This window comes from Pseudoalteromonas luteoviolacea NCIMB 1944 (assembly GCF_001625565.1).
GTDB lineage: Bacteria > Pseudomonadota > Gammaproteobacteria > Enterobacterales > Alteromonadaceae > Pseudoalteromonas > Pseudoalteromonas luteoviolacea_F.
Genome location: NZ_AUXS01000075.1, coordinates 363444 through 382811 on the forward strand (window position 1 = coordinate 363444; position 19368 = coordinate 382811).

General features: G+C 41.7%; 10 protein-coding genes. 5 read left to right on the forward strand and 5 right to left on the reverse strand.

The annotated features are described in order from the left end of the window. Positions 1-15: 15 nt before the first annotated feature. The 5 genes from N483_RS24220 to N483_RS24240 form a co-directional block, all read right to left on the reverse strand. Positions 16-1047 carry an aspartyl/asparaginyl beta-hydroxylase domain-containing protein gene (locus N483_RS24220; RefSeq protein WP_023398707.1) on the reverse strand — a complete coding sequence of 344 codons (1032 nt, stop codon included), beginning with the start codon at positions 1045-1047 and terminating at the stop codon, positions 16-18. Between the two features lie 178 nt (positions 1048-1225). Then, the gene (locus N483_RS24225; protein WP_023398708.1) at positions 1226-3646 is read right to left on the reverse strand and encodes an ABC transporter permease; all 2421 of its coding nucleotides are present in this window, start codon (positions 3644-3646) and stop codon (positions 1226-1228) included. Further along, positions 3643-4353, reverse strand: coding sequence for an ABC transporter ATP-binding protein (locus N483_RS24230; RefSeq protein WP_023398709.1), 711 nt, complete (start codon positions 4351-4353; stop codon positions 3643-3645). Before N483_RS24230 ends, N483_RS24225 begins: the two co-directional genes overlap by 4 nt. A 27-nt stretch (positions 4354-4380) precedes the next feature. Further along, the gene (locus N483_RS24235; protein ID WP_023398710.1) at positions 4381-5625 is read right to left on the reverse strand and encodes an efflux RND transporter periplasmic adaptor subunit; all 1245 of its coding nucleotides are present in this window, start codon (positions 5623-5625) and stop codon (positions 4381-4383) included. A gap of 133 nt (positions 5626-5758) precedes the next feature. After that, positions 5759-6517, reverse strand: coding sequence for a thioesterase II family protein (locus tag N483_RS24240; protein ID WP_023398711.1), 759 nt, complete (start codon positions 6515-6517; stop codon positions 5759-5761). Between the two features lie 1042 nt (positions 6518-7559). On the opposite strand from N483_RS24240, the gene N483_RS24245 reads away from it, so the two are divergent. The 5 genes from N483_RS24245 to N483_RS24265 are packed head-to-tail and all read left to right on the forward strand — an operon-like array spanning position 7560 to position 19338. Continuing rightward, positions 7560-9962: a penicillin acylase family protein gene (locus N483_RS24245; protein ID WP_023398712.1), complete on the forward strand. Its 2403-nt coding sequence runs from the start codon at positions 7560-7562 to the stop codon at positions 9960-9962. A 2-nt stretch (positions 9963-9964) separates the two neighbouring features. After that, positions 9965-11641 (forward strand): cyclic peptide export ABC transporter, encoded by a 1677-nt coding sequence (locus N483_RS24250; RefSeq protein WP_023398713.1) that lies wholly within the window; start codon positions 9965-9967, stop codon positions 11639-11641. A 15-nt stretch (positions 11642-11656) separates the two neighbouring features. Then, positions 11657-12520: a homoserine O-acetyltransferase/O-succinyltransferase family protein gene (locus N483_RS24255; RefSeq protein WP_023398714.1), complete on the forward strand. Its 864-nt coding sequence runs from the start codon at positions 11657-11659 to the stop codon at positions 12518-12520. Continuing rightward, positions 12513-14108 carry an MBL fold metallo-hydrolase gene (locus tag N483_RS24260; RefSeq protein ID WP_023398715.1) on the forward strand — a complete coding sequence of 532 codons (1596 nt, stop codon included), beginning with the start codon at positions 12513-12515 and terminating at the stop codon, positions 14106-14108. Before N483_RS24255 ends, N483_RS24260 begins: the two co-directional genes overlap by 8 nt. A 52-nt stretch (positions 14109-14160) precedes the next feature. Further along, positions 14161-19338, forward strand: a complete 5178-nt coding sequence (locus N483_RS24265; RefSeq protein WP_023398716.1) for a non-ribosomal peptide synthetase — start codon at positions 14161-14163, stop codon at positions 19336-19338. Positions 19339-19368: the final 30 nt, after the last annotated feature.

Sequence of the window (19368 nt, forward strand, 5' to 3'; positions counted from 1 at the left end):
ATTACTGGGTTATTTTTAAACGCATGGTTCACATTGCTTTTCAACTAACCTTGGTTTTGTACTTTTTTCTGTAGTGGCGGTGACGGGAATTGACACCAATGTTTTATGCAGTCCACAATTAAACTGCCATACCATTTCGGATAGCGTATCTTCGTGCCATTTAAATTCGATGGTGCGCTCGACACTCCACCCGCGGAATTTAAATAGTCCATCGCTAAGCGGTTCTAAAGTAAAGAGAGGTTTTTCATCTAACCAAAATTGCAGTTCACGATTGTCGATTAACTTTATTTGACCGGAAATAATACCTAGGATGCCATCATCTGTTTCAAATATACCTTTTAACAAGGCGGCTGAGATATCAAAGTCACACTGGTATTTTTTTAGAGATTCAACAGCGAGTGGTTGGCTATTTTGATGGCATAGTATCTGTTTTGCAGCGATCGCCTTTTGCTCTGACTGCGGGAATAATTCAAGTAGTTTATCAGTGATATAGGCATCAAAGATTAAGTGAATACGATGTTTGTCACTGCCATTATCTACGCTATGAGGCACTGAGAAATCACCGTACCACAACTCACCTTCCGGCCAGTGAAACTCCTCTTTACCAAACCTCATAATGACATTCTCATCGGTTTGAATGGGGATATGTAATCTGACTTGACCATATTGGAGTGCTACAAAAGTATCGCAGTGTTCTTGTATTGTCATGCCTGGTCCCATTGAGGACAGTCTAACGGTACGAATATCACCACCGAAATATGACATCAGCTTACGAATATATGGTGTGTGTTTACTCATCTCGTTATATTCATAGTCATGGATGCTTGGGCCTCCAGGGTCTGTCCGGGACTCGCTGCCTCCTAAGGAGCGTAAACTGACCACTTTCCAGTTTCCACTATGATAAACAGTAGTATTTAATCCTGGGACATTTTCAGCAATAAAAGGAGACTCTTTGTGCCACTGAAGTCTTTGGATAATTTCTAGTTCTTTTTTTAGTTCTGGTAGGTCAATATCCATATTTAATTTACTGCATATTGAAAGTGACATTTCAAGCTCCTTTAACTTGCTAAATATAACTATTTAACTTTTGGGTCGTATTATTTTTATTTTAGTTTTTTGTGTTGTGGCTTTTTATTTGCCATCTTTTTATTTTTTGCTTTTCGTTTTTATTTTTATCGAGGTTCGGCGAGTTGAACCTTGTCATTCAACTCACCTATAGGGCTAGTTAATCTCCTGATTTTAAGCTATAGACAAGGGGTCTATTTAAGATAGGTCTCAAAGGTACATAACAGGCAATCCAAGAAATTGCTAAAATCAGCGCAAGTGTGTATACGCCAATTGCAACAAGTTCAAAGCCTATATATTGAGAGAGTAAGTTAGGGTCTATTAGATAAGCGATGATCAGCATAGCAGTTGCAATGGAGACTCCTACAACATACGATTTAAAATTGTTTTTAAAGACAAACAAAATTAATTGTTTGCGTTTAGATCCAAGTGCTAAGCGCGTGCCAAGTTCAAATTTGTTCATCTGCGTGGTGTAATTGAGAACACCGTAAAGACCCAATCCAGCTAGGATTGTGCTTATCAAAGAAATGGCGAGAGTAGAAATAATGGTGACGATTTCGCCAAATTGAGACATGTATTTTGTCTGTGCAAGTGACTCAAATTCAAACACGGCCAACTTCGAATCAATACCATAAATAATGTTAACGATATCAGTTCTATCAAGTGTCTGGTTGTCTTTAATTTTGATCAGCATGGTCTGGCTTGCTTTATTCATAGGAGTGTACAAACGTGCAGCATCATTTTCAGCGCCCGGCACCATGATATTGTCTATTACACCTACAATGACGTGCTCTTTATTTCTTACTAAGAGTTTTTTACCTAGTGCACTGTCATTGCCAGCCAGCAGCTTAGCAAATCCCTGATTGACAACAAGCACGTTGCTCTCACCATTGAGTTCGCTTCGATCAAAGCCTTTCCCTTCGATGAAGGAAATATCTAGCGTGTTGAAATAGTTGTTATCAACACTATTGCCAATAGGTACATAGTTTTCATTTGTTTCGACGTCAGTTGCGGCCCACATACTGAAAGAGGACAGTGGGGATTCACCAAATGTGACAGATTCAACTTGCGGTAGTTTTTCAATTTGGGCTTTCGTTTCTACGAGTAGTGCAGCCATTTCATCCCACTTTACAGAGTGCTTTTCCATATGTGAGAAGTCGACATTGATTAAGCCATCGATTTTCATGCCTAGAGGTTGGTTAACTTTTTTATAGGCTTCGGAAAACAGAACTGAAGTTGCGAAGATGATAATGCTTGCAATGGCAATTTGGGCAATCATTAAACTGGAGCGAGTTTTTTGTGACACCTGTAAACCGGAGCCTTTACCACTTGATTGAATTGCGGCTCTTAGCTCTTTGTAATTTATCATTGATAAATTTACTCGAGAGAAAGTGAGTATCAGAACTATCATAAGTACAAATGCAGACATGACGCTCATGAAATTGAGCTGGAGTTCATTGCTTCTTGGAAGCAGGTCAGTGAAAAATGTTTGCATGATCTCGATGCCCACATAAGCAATAACAAGACCAAATAGTGCCGCTGGTAACATGAGTAATGTTGCTTCTAGTAAGAATATGACATGCAATTGAGATTTTTTAGCACCCAGAGCAGCGTTGATTGCGAGTTTTCGGTGTTGTTCGATTGTTCTTGAAATAAATAGGTTTGTGATGTTAGCCATTGCTATCAACAAGAGTGCAAAAGCGCCTAGAACCAACATGGTCACCGTTTTTTGGCTGTCCCCTAATACTTTATCCTTCAATGAAGTGACGATTAGCTCGATTGACCACCCTTTGAAAAAAGGAATACCGACATTATTTTGGTTAAAAAGCTCACTGGCTCTTGGTGATGATTGCTGAGCGGCAATATCTGCTGTCACACCTGCTTTTACTTTCGCAACGTAGACGATACCACCATCAATGTACGACCAAGTTTCTTTGGCCATTGCGGAGTTTTGGTCCCAAGTTAGCCAAACGCTTGTAGATGACTGATCTGCACGGATCCTTGGTTCAATAAAATCGGGTGATAAAACCCCGACAATTTTGTAAGAGATGCCATTAAAACTCACACTTTGATCTAGTACACTTTCATCTGAATTGAACATTTCTTGCCACGTTTTGTGGCTCAAAACTGCTAGGGGTATGTGACTATTCAATCCTTCATCAGCTGTAAATACGCGACCTAAAGACGTTTTCGCACTAGTGATATCAAACCACTCAGGTGTCACCGATGTGGTAGCAAGGGTTGGTTGGGCACTATTCGATGTCATCACTGAGGTTGCATAAAACATCAGTGCACTAGCATCAAAAGAGTCATTATTTTTGTAGATTTCAATGGCGCCTGGGTAGGTAAATGCATTACCCATCACGCCCCCTTCCGCATTTAGTGCTCTGTACTCAACCGTGACTAATCTCTCCTGATCAGGGTAGGGAAGTGGTTTGAGAAACATGTAGTATGCAAGCGTTAAAACAGATATAAATGCGCCGAGTGTTAAGCCAAGTGTTGCAATGACACCAAACATTAAGGTTGGCTTGCGACTCAGGCTCTTAATGGATTGTTTGACTACTAACGTTGAATTCTTCATACGGCTTCACTCAACTGTTCCTCTTCAACTTGCAAAACCCCGTCTTTTAGCTGGTATTTAGTTCTAGCCATGTCCGCGTATCTGCTGTCGTGAGTTACCATGCAAATCGTAGTACCTTGCGCATTTAGTTCCTCTAAAAGCTGCATGACTTGATCACCAGTTGTTGAGTCAAGGTTACCTGTCGGTTCATCAACTAATAAAATGGCGGGATCTGCGGCAAGCGCTCTGGCAATCGCGACTCTTTGCTGCTGACCACCAGAGAGTTGATTTGGAAAGTGGTCGAGTCGGTGTGACAAGCTAACTTTTTCTAAGCATTCTGTTACTTTTTTATCAATTTCTTCCGCTGCAAGCCCGTCTGTGCGATAAGTCAATGGCAGAGCCACATTGTCATATACTGACAGTTCTTCGATTAGGTTAAATGATTGAAAAATAAAACCTAGCTTGGTATTTCTTACTTCTGCAGCCTGATCTTGGGTAAGTGATGTGACATCTTTACCTTCAATTTTTAACTCTCCACCACTGGCTTCGTCTAACAGGCCGATGATCGATAGCAGGGTTGACTTACCCCCACCAGAAGGTCCAGATATAGAAACGTAGTCGCCTTCGTATATTTTAATATTAATGTCTTTTAAAGCATGTGTTTCGACAAGATCTGTATCGTAAACCTTGGACACATGATTTATTTCAATCTTGATGTCTTTGTTCATGGGTTTTCCTTTATTGTTTTTTACTGGCTACTGTATGTCAAAGTTCGCTTTCCCTTTGACCTGTGTAGGTACATCAGAGATGATGAACTCATCATTTTCTTTTGCTCCAGAATTAATTTGGATGTATTTACCACTACTATAGCCAAACATAAGATTTCTCTTTGTTGCGTTTAGGCCGTCATTTGAAAGTGCATACAGCATCGCAGGCTGAAATGCTCGTGCGTCTTTTGGGTGTTCGATAAATAGCGCGTTTTCAATTTCATTAATGACAATGTGTCCGTCAATACTACGCTGAGGACGTGCGCTTTTAGGGAGTTGGTTAGGCAAGGCAATTTCTACAGTGACCGTATTGTTTTGTACTTCGGGGACGATTCGGTTCACCGTGCCATTAATTTTGTCTTGGTATGTATCGATAACTGCATTTTGGCCAATTTCTATATATTGAGCTTGGCTTTGGGGCACCTGAAGCATAGCCATCAGACTATTGCTACTTCCTATCATTAAGATTTCTTGCCCGGTGGTGAGGCTTTGCCCTTCTTCAACAGACAGACGTTGGATAACCCCATTTGAATCAGCACGTACTTCGAGGCGATTTACCCGCTCTTGTGCAATATGTAGCTCGCCTTCAGTTTGCCTCATTTGTTGTTGGCTAATAATAATTTTTTGCTCATGAACTTTTTCTAAAGTCGCGATTTTTGTGGTTTGAATGTCATGTTGAACTTTGAGTTTGTTCAATGTAGAAAGGTTTTTTATATAATTGAGCCTAGATACTACACCCGATTCAACTAATTGCTTTTCAGCCTCATGTTGCTGTTCCATCGCTTCTATATCTGCGCTGAGTCGACTGAGCGTTGACTGCTCATCCAACATTGCCAATTCTTGAGAGAGTTCTAGTTGCTTAAGATTTGCTTGGGCTTGGGACATTTGTTTTTGTGCACTTTGTACTTGCTGGTGCAGTTCAGGGTTATCGAGTACGACAAGTAAGTCATTCGGTTTTACAATTGCGCCTGGACGTTGGACTATTTTTTTAACCGTGGCAGGAGTCATGGTCGTCAATACGCGGAGGTCATTAGGTATTAAGGTGCCAAACCCCTCAACTTTTACAGTAAATAAACCTTTTTCTACTTTAGAGGTAACCATAGACTCTCCATCTACGGATGCTCCAGATTTGGTTGTTAACATATATGCACTGGCGATGAGTGCTAAGCTCGCTGCGACAATAACTGGTTTAGATACTTTTGGCTTTTTCTTTTTTTCTTTTTTAATATCCATTTCAATGAACCTTTGAGTTCCTCACTAATTTCCAAATCTATCATAGTGAGTAGGGGGGTTATCAAATAATTATGCTTTTTGTTTTTATGTTATATGGTAAATAAAATTATTTTTTTCTATTTAAGGTGTTTATTTATATAACAAGTTGTTCAGGCTCTATTGCATTATCATTGATAATTGTTACGAGATCTTTAAGTGGATTTTTTTGCGTTTCAATAAAGAAGTGGCCACCTTCATAGTGATTTATACTTATGGGAATTTTACTAAAATCTTGCCATAGAGATAGGTTGCTTTGGTTAACATCTAGGTCTTCTTTACCTGTAAAAACGGTGATTGGCACATTGAGCTGGTGGGGTAGGCTTTGGTATTCTTCTGCGATTTTGAAATCCGCTCGAATAGAGGGAAGTATGAGTTCCATAAGTTCTTCTTGTGCGAGTACTTCTGGTGGGGTCCCCCCAATAATATGAAGCTTTTCAATGAATTCATGGTCAGGTTTATCACTCAGCTTGAGCACATTTTCATTTGGATTCGGTGCTGGGCTTCCTGACACGACAAGCCGTAGAGGTTGTCTAATTGTTAATTGCTCTAATTCTTTGGCGAGTGCAAACGCAACTCTTGCCCCCAAACTATGGCCGAAAAATAAGTAGGGCACATCGCTGAGTTGTTTAAAATCAGGAAGCAAAGAATTAATTAGTTCTTCCATATTATCTATAGCGGGTTCAGAAAACCTTTTTCCTTTCCCTGGAAAGCTGGCGACAAGGACTTCAATGTCATTATCAATATAATCAGGCCAATCAGAAAATGTGGTGTGACCACCACCTGCATATGGAAAGCAAAAGACCCTGAATCTGGGGCTTGAAACCTGATTAATAGACAGGAAGGACTTAAGCACTTAATGCTCCTTATTATAATTATTATTCCTAAAATATTAACAATAGGTTAGAGGATAAGGGGCGGCTTATTGCTGAAATGCATTTTCCAGTTGGCTACACACTTCTTGCCTTACTACAACCAGGTTTGATGTTCTGCACAAGTGAAAACCTGTCAGAAATTCCAGTTTACGCACCTGTAACCTATTGGGTGATGTTATTATCATAAGTCTAACTTTGTCAACAATTTGGTTAGCTTTAATTTACGTTGAAATCGGCTTTGGCGAGGGAGAGATGGGGTTGTGATTTTGATGTGGTTTCTTTTTGATACTTTTAATTAACGAGTTTTGTGGCTTTTGATGTTGGGTTGTAGAAATGGTGGCCAGGCGTGTGCAGGCAGCTTGATTCGACTATGTAACGCTGCTGTGTATCAGTCTGTGGTGAGTTTTTATATGTCTAAACGACATGGTCGCTCCTATCAACGGCATTGTTACTTGTTTGTTTTTGATTTGATCTTATTGTTTTAATGGTGTTTTGTTTTTTGTGTATGGGTTTCTGAATTTCTATTGAGAATATTAAAACATTCATAATTTTCAAGGAGGGTGAAAATAACATTTTTAAAATTTACTTTAGCGAATGCCTTTCCAGCCCTTTGTTAGTGCAGTGCGGCTAAAAATCAGGCGAAATTATCCATTATTCTTAATGGTATAGGTCTGTTTTTTTTGATGTTTACTTCGTTGACAATGCTGTTTCAATTGTGCAACTATTGTAATAACTGGTTTAATCATAATAACGGTATCTAGAACCAAAATGTTAAGGAGTTAATAGTGAGTTCTAGATTGAAAATAATAACGCAGTGGTGATCAGTTGGTTTTTTAGTTGCGAAAATGGATTTTCATATGCAAAAGGAAGGTTTTTAGTGGCAAAAGTGTTGTTCGTTTAGTTATAAACGGATCTCTTAGCTTAGTCTCATTTTGTTGATCAAGCCCCCTTCGCATTGGCTGAACTGTCACATGTCAATCACTGTTCTTATATAAAAATAATAAAAATCAAGAGATTAAATTTATGTTTAACCGCTACCCCATGCTGTCAAGGACAGGCGTGTTTCTGTTGCTACCTCTTATTCTGGCTGTCCTGTATACATTCTCCTGGGTGAAGTCGACAATATTTGAAGAGGATTCAAGTTTTACTGTTCAAGGTATTGAACAGGATATTTCTGTTACTGTTGATGAATTTGGGGTGCCGTCGATAGATGCAAATTCTGACTCAGATGCATTTTTTGCGATGGGTTTCTTGCATGCCAAAGACCGTATGTGGCAAATGGAAGTCCAAAGGCGAATGGGCAAAGGCGAAACAGCCGAGATATTCGGACGAAGTAGCTTGTCTCAAGATATCTGGATGAGAACCCTAGGTTTGCACGCTGTTGCGGAAGCTTCATGGGAAAATTACGACGATGATTTTAAGGCCGCAATGGTGGCTTTTTCTGCAGGTTATAATGCATGGCTTGCTCAAACGGACGAATTACCCGTCGAGTTTTCGCTGTTTAATGTTGAGCCTAAACCTTGGACTCCCGTTGATTCAATTGTGATCGGCAAGTTGTTCTCGCTTATGTTGAGCTTCAATTTATCTCGAGAGTTAGATGCTGTTAGAGCGATGAGTTTGCTGCCTGAACAGCACTTCAGAGCGCTTTATCCCGATATTCCTCAAGCGCATATTTCTACTTCTCTTGCTGAGCAAACCTCGCTGGATATTGAAAGCAACTATGCGCAATTGCAAGCTCAGCGATTTGGCAAACAGAAAGATTTAGGCAGTAATGGCTGGGTTGTTTCGGGTGAACACACGACAAATGGCGTGCCTATTTTGGCAAATGATCCGCATCTTGGTATCGAACTGCCTTCGATGTGGTATGCAGCAAAAATCAAAGGGGACAAAATTAACAGCGCTGGTATGACTTTCCCCGGCCTGCCTTTTGTCATCTTTGGTAAAAATGAAGATATAGCTTGGGGAGGCGCAAATTTTACGATAGATAAACAGGATGTTGTGTTACATGAGTTTAATCCTAATTCGCCTAACCAATACGCATCGAGCACAGGCTGGAAGCCACTCGATATCGAAGTTCAACAAATACATATCAAGTCAGAATTTCCTGATGCGTTGAGAACAAAGCAACCGCCGTATGAACTTTTTATAGCGCGTACTGAAAGTGGCCCAATCCTTGATTACGTGCCGGGTTCTCTAAATGGTATGTCGCTAAAATGGACTGCGTTAGACGCTACTGATTTGAGCTTAAAAGCACTGTTGCAGCTCAACTACGCTAAAGATTGGCACAGCTTCAGAAGTGCTTTAAGCCATTTAGTGTCACCTTCATTAAACGTATTTTACGCTGACAGAGCGGGCAATATTGGCATGAGTGCATCAGGCCTTATTCCAATTCGAAAGGTGGGACAAGGCAAAGTACCGGTACCGAATACTCAATTCGCGTGGACAGGCTATGTACCTTGGGAAGAGATGCCATATATTTACAACCCACCTGAAGGTTTTATTGCCAATGCAAATGAAAATTATCTGCCAACGAGCTATCCATATTTTGTCGGCAGCGATTGGGCTGAGCCGACAAGAGCAAACCGTATAAAGCGTATCCTGAAAAAACGTATCGACAATGGACAAAAGGTCGATGCTGAGTTTAACCGAGTGATGCAACTGGATGTCGTGGATGACAATGTACGCCACCTTCAACGTATTCTGATTGAACAATATGGGTTTAACCCTGAACAAGCGATTCGAAAAGGTTTTCTGACTTGGGATGGTGATATGTCTTCGGATTCCCCTTACCCAGCGTTATACGTGTCATTTATTGAGCATCTTAGAGAAGAATTAGTTAGGCCGCACTTTAAACTAGCTGGAACAGGGAGCGTTTTAGATGACCGAGTGTCTAGCCTAGTAAGCCGTGTGGAGACTGGCACTTTATTGAGGTTATTGGAGGAAGAACCTTATTGGTGTATTAAGCAATCAGCACAGCAACAACAGACGTGTATCGCTGTTATTAACTCAGCTTTTGACAAAGCACAAGCCGAACTAACAAAACTTGTGGGCTCAAATCCAGATAATTGGCGATGGTCAGAGATTGTCAGTCGTGAATATACGCACCGTCCATTGGGTGATATGGAAGCATTAAAGTCGTCCTTTAAAACCTATATCAGCGGTGATGGTACTCCCCACACAATTAATGTGGCGAACTATCGTTTCGATGAAGATGATGGCTATATTCAAAACGCGGGGGCAACCTTCAGACATGTTTTTGAACTGACACCTGATATTTCTTATCACTTTATTAATTCCACAGGTCAATCTGGTCATATTTATAGCGCGCACTACGCAGACATGATGCCGATGATGCACACCAATACACTGATCAAAAGTACCGAATCAAAATCACAGTACACACTAAATTTGAGGCCAGCGGAATAATTATGCGAGTAATTAAAGAAATTACCAAATATGCACCAAACTCGATTTTTGTTTCACTTGTGTTTGGTGGCTTAGCGGGTGTTGTTTACACCGGACTTATCCCCATTTTATTGATCGGAATTGAAGATCTAGTCAATGCGAATCAAAGCGGTAACACAGCTGTTGTACTGGGTATTCAGGTGTCAAATGTCGCCTTAGCTGGGTTGTTTTTAGCGCTGTGTTTTGCCATTTTGATATTCAGAGTGCTCTCTCAGACCATTTTGCTCAAGGCAAGCTTTTTATTTGCCACATCTTTTCGTAAAAAACTCTATGAGAAGGTGCTGGCAAGTAAACTTGATAAATTAGAAGACACCGGATCAGCAAGGCTAATCAACGCGTTAACCACTGACATAAACAATATTGTCGGAGGTGGTCAGTCAGCACCAGTGTTATTTATTAACCTGATCACCATTTTCGGCATGCTGATTTATGTGTGGGTGGTCAATTCTTCAGTATTTTATTTTTTGATCATTGCGCTGCTAATTGGCGTGATCACCTATCAAGTGCCTCTTATTTTGGCGGGAAACTATTTTACACGATCAAGGGAATGGAGAGACAAGTTACAGGCATCTTTTGAAGCTTTATCCTACGGCACCAAAGAGCTAAAAGTTAACACAACACTCAAAGAAGACTTTTTTGAGTCTGAATTGATAAAGGCTGAAGAAAAAGTCAAAGATTACTCTACCAAAAGTAACATTGTTTACTCAATTACGGGTAATTATGGAGAAATGATCTGCTTTTTGGTGATTGGCACTGTGGTATTTGCCTACTCCAATTATCAGCAAATAAGTAATAGCCAATTGATCTCTGTGGTCATGATTATGCTGTATCTAACCGGGCCCATTGCGGCATTGTTATCGGCTATTCCAAGCATTATGCAGGCGGCAATCTCATATAGAAAGCTCGATATTTTATACGATGAATTGGAGTCAGAGGGGTATGCCTTAGCCGTTGAAAAGCAACAGCCATGGCAGACCTTGACGCTTAAAGATGTGGTATATCAATACGAAAAGTCTCCTTTTTTTGTAGGGCCTGTCAACTTATCAATTTCTAAAGGCGAACTTGTGTTTTTAGTCGGTGGAAATGGCTCTGGAAAGTCGACATTGAGCAAGCTGTTATCACTATTTTTCAAACCTACTAGTGGCGCACTCTATTTTGACGATGTGCAAGCAAACGATGCAAATATAAACGGGTTTAGACAAAGCATATTTACGATATTCACAGATTACTACCTATTTAAAAAAATCGGCTCAATTGATGAGAATGATCATCAAGAGATTAAAGAAGTTAACAAGTTAATTGCAGATTTTGAGTTGGCGCACAAAGTTGAATATACCGGCTCTGGGTTTTCACAAACTTCTTTGTCCGATGGGCAAAGAAAGCGATTAGCGCTGATCTCTGCGATTTATGAAGACAAAGAATTGTACTTATTTGATGAATGGGCAGCCGATCAAGACCCAGAGTTTCGCGAGCGTTTTTATCGTCATATTTTGCCAATGTTGAGGGCCAAAAATAAAGCTGTACTAGTAGTCAGTCACGACGACAGGTTTTTTGATGTGGCAGACAAACTGATATTTATGGAGACAGGGCAAGTTATAGAACAACGCGAGCACCAACACCGTAATCTTAACGCTAGCTAATACAGGTTTGAAAAAATGTATAAAAATAAATCTACTGTATTAAATATTGGCATCTTAAATTTGATGCCGGATTTGGACAAGTACCAAAGTGAACTTGAAACTTTGTTTTCAAGCTTGGGTATTTCGACAAAACTACACTGGCTGAAGCTTAGCAGCAAACCTAGCTCTGCTTCTCAACCGGCGGCGCTTAAGCCTCCATATTCGTTGTACTCAGAAGTGATAGAAACGACCCAGTTAGATGGACTGATCGTGTCTGGCGCACCGGTTGAAAAATTGCCATTTTCAGAAGTGGTTTATTGGCAAGAACTACTCGCACTCATTAAATCTGCGCAGCGTCGCAGCATACCTTTGCTGGGCATATGCTGGGGAGCGTTGGCAATTGCTAAATCCATCGGTATCGGTAAAAAAGTGATTGAAGAAAAGCACAATGGCATCTACGACATGCAGAATCAGTCGTTCAGTCATAGTGCTTATTCGTGTTTAAAGCAAAGCTTTCCCATGCCTTTTAGCATTTACGCACATTTAAATGAAAGCGATGTCCACAGCCAAATAGTAAATGGTGTTGTGACAGTGCTTGCCGGTAACGATTGTTACCCTCATGCGCTGCTTCAAACAACGGATGAAATGAACACCATGTGTTTGGGTCATCCCGAATACACTTCGAACCGTGTTTTAAATGAGTGGTTACGAGATGCCGCTAATAACCCCAACTCAGTGCCGCCAGTCAATTTCGATTTAAATGACCCCAAGCATTTTTGGAAGTCCTATTCTGAACAATTTTTTGTGACCTGGTTGCAGCAACTAACCTCAATAAAAAAAGCTGCAATGGCACCGTTACTACAAGAATCAACAAATGGAGATGTCTTATTTTATGAGTAATCATGTTTATTTACGACCTGATGTTTATTTTGAACCATTGTTTAATAAGTGGTTTATGTGGCCGTATTTGATGTCACCAGCGACAGCAGCTATGAATTTAGTAAATCAGCATATGCGTTCAATGAAATCTTTTGTCGCGAACGCAAAGATCCACGCAAAATCAGTCAAGGCAAAGTCAATGACCGGCAGCTCGCTGATGAATCTACCGTTATCTCAGGTTGATGATGTTAAGCAGCTGGTTGCAAAATCTCGCGACCAATATGGTGATTTATTTGAGCTAGTTGATGCCATCTGTGAACTGGACAAGATGTTATTGTCAGAGGCAAAAGGCATGTCACTTGAGCCTCTTTATGAAAAAATACCTGATCCGCTTCGTGGTCTTGTAGAGCTATGTTATGACTTGAATAACCAGCCGTCATTTCGCTTGATAGAAAGCCTATTTTATAAAACGTCCTATTATAAAGAGTGTGCCCAATCTGTGTGCCTAGGTCGCTTGCACAGCTCAGAAAGAAAGTTTGTATTATCGACCCCAAGATTTGCTGATGACGATCATTTGCACCTCAATATTCCACTTAATCATCCTTTTGTGAACACGCTATTTAGTATGCGTGATGTACCGCAAGAGCTCGATGACATCGCGGCTCAATTTGAGGCTCTCGATATTGAGGGAAGCTTAAGTTTCGAAGAGTTGTTTACCACGACACCCCCAAAGAAAACCGCAAAGCCCGTTGAACAGGGTAAGGTGGAGATCGACTATCTTGGACATGCTGGTTTGATGGTTAGAACCGCAAGTGCAACTGTGATGGTAGACCCTGTTCTTGCATATATGAACGATGAAGAAGTAAACAAAGTCACTTTTGATGATTTACCAGACTCCATCGATTGTGTGATGGTCACTCATACGCACATGGATCATTTATGCATTGAAACCCTATTGCAGCTCAAGCACAAAATTAAGCAAATTGCGGTTCCTAAGAGTAACTCAGGTATGTTAGCTGACCCATCGATGAAGCTGATGCTAAATGCACTGGGTTTTTCAAATGTGGTTGAAGTAGAAGATTTAGATACCTTTGATCATGAAGACATCACAATAACTGCAATGCCATTTCTTGGTGAGCATGCAGACGTCAATATTCGCAGCAAATCTGCATGGCTCATAGAGTCCAAAGGCAAAAAGATCATGGCAGCAGCCGATTCGTCCAACATAGACCCCTATTTGTACAAAAGGCTCAACGATTTGTATGGCGATGTTGATGTGTTGTTCATCGGCATGGAGTGCACTGGCGGGCCGCTAAGATGGTTATACGGCGCGTTGTTGACTTCGCCAGTTTCGAGTGAAGTCAACGAAAGTAGACGTTTTAACGGTTCAGACTACAAAGCCGCTTCAAGCATTGCTGCCGCGTTCAATGCGAAAAGTGTATACGTCTATGCTTTGGGCATTGAACCTTGGTTTGGCTATTTCATGGGGATCTCTTACAACGAGGATGACGAGCAATTGGTTCAGTCAAAAATGTTGGTTGATGAATGTCACTCTAAAGGCATACCAGCAAAACAGCTGCAAGGAAGAGAGCACTGGGTTTTTAGTTAGTTACCAATAAACCACAGGTCTCAATAAAAATAATAAAAGTAAGAAGATATACATGAATTCAATAGTTGATGTTTTGCAAAAAAGAGCGTTGAGTGAACCGCAACAGCCAGCGTTTACGTTTATTGATAATAAGAATGAAGAAACCATTTCCTATGCTGAGCTAGATAGTGTTGCTCGTGACGTAGCTGGTCGCTTGTCAAATTTAACGCAGCCTAACGAGCCGGTACTCTTATTGTGTCCCCCAGGTTTAGAGTTCATCAAACTGTTTTTTGCATGTCTATACGCTGGCCGCATGGCCGTGCCACTTTATCCACCGAGATTGAAGCAGCGCACGGAGCGGATAAAACAGGTTGTTGAGAATTGTAATGCGCGCATCGCGTTAACGAGCAATGGCTTGCATGACTCACTGAGTGACTATTTATCAGAGCACGATGACTTGCAAGGTGGCCAGTTGTTTAGCTTATCAACATTGAATCAAGTTGATGCGGCTGATGTGTTGGCATCTGTGACAAGCAACGACACTGCATTTATTCAGTATACCTCTGGGTCTACCGGGACACCAAAAGGTGTTGTTGTAAGACATGACAACATAGTGGCAAATATCCAGGGTTTGGAAGCCAATACAGGGTGTTCAAAAGAAGACATTTTCGTTAACTGGCTGCCACTATTTCATGACTTAGGGTTGGTTAATACCATATTGTTACCTGTCTATTTTGGCGCCCACTCTATTTTGATGGCACCGGCAGCATTTGTCCAAAAGCCAAGCTTTTGGCTTCAGGCAATCAGCAAATATCGCGGAACAATATGCGGAGCGCCGAACTTTGCTTACGACCTTTGCGTAGATAAAATTCAAGAAGAAGCCTTAGAAGGCTTAGACCTATCTTGCTGGAAAATTGCATTTAATGCGGCAGAGCCTATCCATGCCGCTACCTTGGAGCGATTTGTCGCCAAGTTTAATACCGTGGGCTTCAGCGCATCGGCATTGTATCCCAGCTATGGCATGGCTGAAGCGACTGTATTTATTAGTGGTGGGGAGCCTCAAAGTACTCCCGTGGTGGTAGAGTTTGATAAAGCTGAATTGGCAAATCGATGTGCTAAAAAAGTACAGTCAGATGGCCAGCGTTTAGTAAGCTGTGGCCAAGTACCACCCAAACATACACTTAAGATTGTTGACCAAGACACTAAAGCGACATTGCCTGATGGTCAGTGCGGTGAGATCTGGGTATCAGGCCCAAGTATCGCACAAGGTTATTGGGGCGATGAAAGCAAAACAGCTGAGGTATTTAATGCGTTTACCTCTGAAGGAGATGGTCCATTTTTGAGAACGGGCGATCTTGGTTTTGTATTCGATGATGACCTATATATTGCAGGTCGGATCAAAGATGTGCTGATTGTCAGGGGCGCTAACTATTATCCACAAGATATAGAAAAGTGCGTCAGTGATCTGCATCCTGCTTTTGTAAACCATAGAGCCACGGCATTCACAACAGGTGAAGGGCCATCGCAGCGCCTTGTGGTGGTGCAAGAAGTTTTTGCCCGCGCTGCGCGTAAGGAAAATCTGGATGAATTAACGGCACTAGCAAGACAAGCTGTGGCAGAGCAATTTGATTTAAAAGCAGAGATTGTTTGCATTCGTCAAGGCACTCTTAGTTTGACCTCAAGTGGTAAAGTGCAGCGCGCAAATACAAAAATGCTATTTGAATCGGAGCAACTCATCACCTTGTGTAATGAGGGGCAAAGCGACAAACTAGAAACGCCTTTGACGTCTATGAGCAAGACGGAAACTCAGCTACATGCGACTTGGCAACGAATCTTCAATCAAGCAGATATCAGTATAGATACGAACTTTTTTGCCTTGGGGGGGGACTCTCTCGATGCGGCAAAAGCGGTATCAGAGATTGAGCGCACTTTTGCAATTCAGCTTAACCACGAGCACTTTTACGCTCACCCGACAATTCGTGAACTTGCCACAGAAATAGATAAGCTGAGTGCCATTGATGGCGCAGTCACACCGCAAAGCACACTGTCTGCATCAGGTTTAACGGAAGCGCCAGCTTCTTATGGACAACAGGCGTTGTGGGTATTAGATCAAATTGAACATCAGCGTGCAACGCTCAAGTTACATGTCGCTTTTAAGCTACAAGGAAAAACCGATATTGCCAAACTTGAATGGGCAATCAATCAAGTAATTACTCGCCATACGGCACTGCGCACGCGATTTATAGTTAAAGACGATACGCTGATACAACAAATTGTTGAGCCCTATACAGTGGCACTACAAAATGACTTGGCAACGGTCTCAACTTCTGACCTTGATGCTTTTTTACAATGTCACGGTCAAGATGATTTCGACCTTGAAAGGGGTCATAACTTGCAAGTAAAAATCGCCAAATTGGGCGATGATGAACTAGTACTAAGCTTCTTGCTGCACCACATTGTGTTTGATGCGTGGTCAGCAGAGCTATTAATCGAAGAAATTAACGGCTTGTACAACGGACAGCAGCAGCCTCTAGCGGAGCCTGCACTCTCATATATAGACTGTACACTGTGGCAAAAACAACAAGGTCGTCTAAATAGCGGTTTTGAATATTGGCAGGATGTGCTCACAGGCGCACCGGAGCTACTGCTGTTACCATACGATAGACCCCGCAATAAAACCCAATCATTTGCAGGAAGTCGCATCACCTATTCGTTAGATGCATCGATTCAGCGCAAACTAGAGAGCCTCGCAGCATCGCATCAGACCACTTTGTACACTGTGATGCTATCAGCCTATCAGGTCTTGTTATATAGACTAAGCGGCAGCAAAGACATTGTTATCGGGACAGATAGCGCAAACCGCCAAGTGAGCGAGACCATGAATGTCATTGGTTACTTTGTGAATCAATTGGTATTGCGCCAAGTCATTAATGCGGAGCATTCTCTGTCGCAGCTGATTGCTGATAACCACAATGTGGTGAATGGTGCTTTGAATCATCAGCATATACCTTTTGACTTGCTTGTTGATAACTTGAAGTTAAAAAGAAACTCAAGTTACTCACCACTTTTCCAAACCAAATTTATTCTCAACGGTAAGGCGAATTTGCAATTGGCACTGTCCGATGTTGCGGCTTCTAAAATTGAGATAGCAACCAATACGGCACAGTTCGATTTAACGCTGAGCGTAGACAAAAATGAAGCGGACAACTGGGATATTAATTTCCACTACAACACGGCACTGTTTGACGCACAAACCGTGGAGCGCTTCCTAGCAGATTATCTAGTGTTGCTTGAGCAGGCGGTGAGTGAACCTAGCCGCGAAATTAAGGATATTACCCTAGCGTCACTGTGTATCGACGAGTATGAACAAGCACACAGAGGCAAGGTTGTTGACGCAGAGTCCATTCCTGATTTTGTTTCAATGTTTGAGCAAGCTGTCGCACAGGATCCAGACAAACAAGCAGTGGTGTTTAATGGACAAAGCTATAGCTATGCGTATTTAAACCAGTTAGCTAATCAGTTTGCCCACTTTTTACAGGATATTGATGTGTCGAGTGGTGCCATCGTTGGTGTCCATATTGAACGTTCACTCAAACAGGTAGTAGTACTGCTGGCTTTAGCTAAATGTGGCGCAACATTTTTGCCGTTAGATCCAGCTTACCCGGTAACTCGGATCAGAAATATTATTGCTGATGATGAACTTGACCTGATTGTTACTACAAACCCTGAACATGAGCATTTATCTCATTACGATGGCGCGCTGTTAGAGTTAGATGATGAATACAGTTTGCTGGAAGGGGAACCTCAGAGCAATCTGACTCAATCAGCAACCGACTCGGCGTTGGTATATAGGCTTTATACCTCTGGCTCAAGTGGTGTACCAAAAGGCGTTAATGTGAGTCGTCGCTCGTTTAATAACCTGTGTAATTGGTACATTAACTTTTCTTCAATGAATACACACAGTGTTGTATTTCAACCTATTCCATTGAGCTTTGATGCGTCGATAAAAAATATCTTTGCACCTTTGATGTGTGGCGCGACATTGGTTTTGCCTGAAGAGGGGACTTTTGACGCAGAGCATTATGCTGAGTTGATTGCGACAAATCAGGTAACACATATTAACTGTGTGCCAAGCCTGTTTTATGCATTAGTTGATGCGACTCAACCAGATAACTTTAGTGCACTGCATGGCATGCAGTTCGTCGCATTTGGTGGAGAGGCAACAGACTTGGAACGCCTTAAGCCATGGTTAAGTCATGCAAAATGTCACGCACAGATAGCGAATATCTACGGCCCGACTGAGTGTACGGATATCAGTGCGGCCTATATTGCCCCTGCTCACCAAGTGGCACAGTTAAAGTCCCTGCCAATCGGTAAGGCGATTGACAATATGACGTTGTACGTTGTTGATGAAGAACAAAATATTGTGCCAACCAACCTGATTGGTGAAGTGCTTATTGCCGGTGCGGGTGTCAGTGAGGGTTATCATAACCGGGCATCGCAAAATGAGAGCAGTTTTATTGAACACGCGGTAGGAAAGTCTGCCAGATTTTACCGCACAGGCGATCTGATGAAAGTAAACAGTGATGGCTTACTTGAATACCAAGGTCGTGTAGATGAGCAGATCAAGATCAATGGTATGCGCGTGGAAACCGCAGAGATTGAAGCGCTATTACAAGGGCAATCTGGTATTGCTTCTGCGCTTGTGGCAAAGGTAGAAAATCAATTGGTTGCCTACTATGAAACGTCGAGTTTGACTCCCCCCACAACAGCTCAGCTCAAAGAGGTTTTAAAACAAAACCTTCATCAAAATTGGATCCCAAAACACTTTGTTCATATGTCTGAAATGCCACTGCTACCGAATGGCAAAATAGACAGAGATAAACTGGCAAATACGGCTTTGCCTGCATCTAGCGAACCAAGCCTTATTGTCGCGCCAGAAAACGACTTAGAGCAGTCATTACATGACGTGTGGTGCCAAGTGTTGGAACAACAAGCACTGAGTGTAACAGAGAGCTTTTTTGACCTTGGGGGGGATTCAATTACCGCTGTGCGAGTGATTGCATTGGTGAAAGAGCAAGGTTACCTGATGTCGGTAGCCGACATTTTTGAACAGCAATCAATTCGTAACCTATGCCAATCGGGCAGCATGAAGCCAGAGCAAACTGAGTCTGAAAATAATCAAGATGCGTCATTCGATATGTTGAGTGAAGAAGACAAACTCATTCTCGAATCATTAAATATTAGCTAGAAAAGAATAATAAGCATAAGGGCTATATAA

Excerpts from the sequence above, each read along its gene's own strand:
- N483_RS24220 (WP_023398707.1), bottom strand. The coding sequence starts at position 1,047 with ATGTCACTTTCAATATGCAGTAAATTAAATATGGATATTGACCTACCA.
- N483_RS24225 (WP_023398708.1), bottom strand. The coding sequence starts at position 3,646 with ATGAAGAATTCAACGTTAGTAGTCAAACAATCCATTAAGAGCCTGAGT.
- N483_RS24230 (WP_023398709.1), bottom strand. The coding sequence starts at position 4,353 with ATGAACAAAGACATCAAGATTGAAATAAATCATGTGTCCAAGGTTTAC.
- N483_RS24235 (WP_023398710.1), bottom strand. The coding sequence starts at position 5,625 with ATGGATATTAAAAAAGAAAAAAAGAAAAAGCCAAAAGTATCTAAACCA.
- N483_RS24245 (WP_023398712.1), top strand. The coding sequence starts at position 7,560 with ATGTTTAACCGCTACCCCATGCTGTCAAGGACAGGCGTGTTTCTGTTG.
- N483_RS24250 (WP_023398713.1), top strand. The coding sequence starts at position 9,965 with ATGCGAGTAATTAAAGAAATTACCAAATATGCACCAAACTCGATTTTT.
- N483_RS24255 (WP_023398714.1), top strand. The coding sequence starts at position 11,657 with ATGTATAAAAATAAATCTACTGTATTAAATATTGGCATCTTAAATTTG.
- N483_RS24260 (WP_023398715.1), top strand. The coding sequence starts at position 12,513 with ATGAGTAATCATGTTTATTTACGACCTGATGTTTATTTTGAACCATTG.
- N483_RS24265 (WP_023398716.1), top strand. The coding sequence starts at position 14,161 with ATGAATTCAATAGTTGATGTTTTGCAAAAAAGAGCGTTGAGTGAACCG.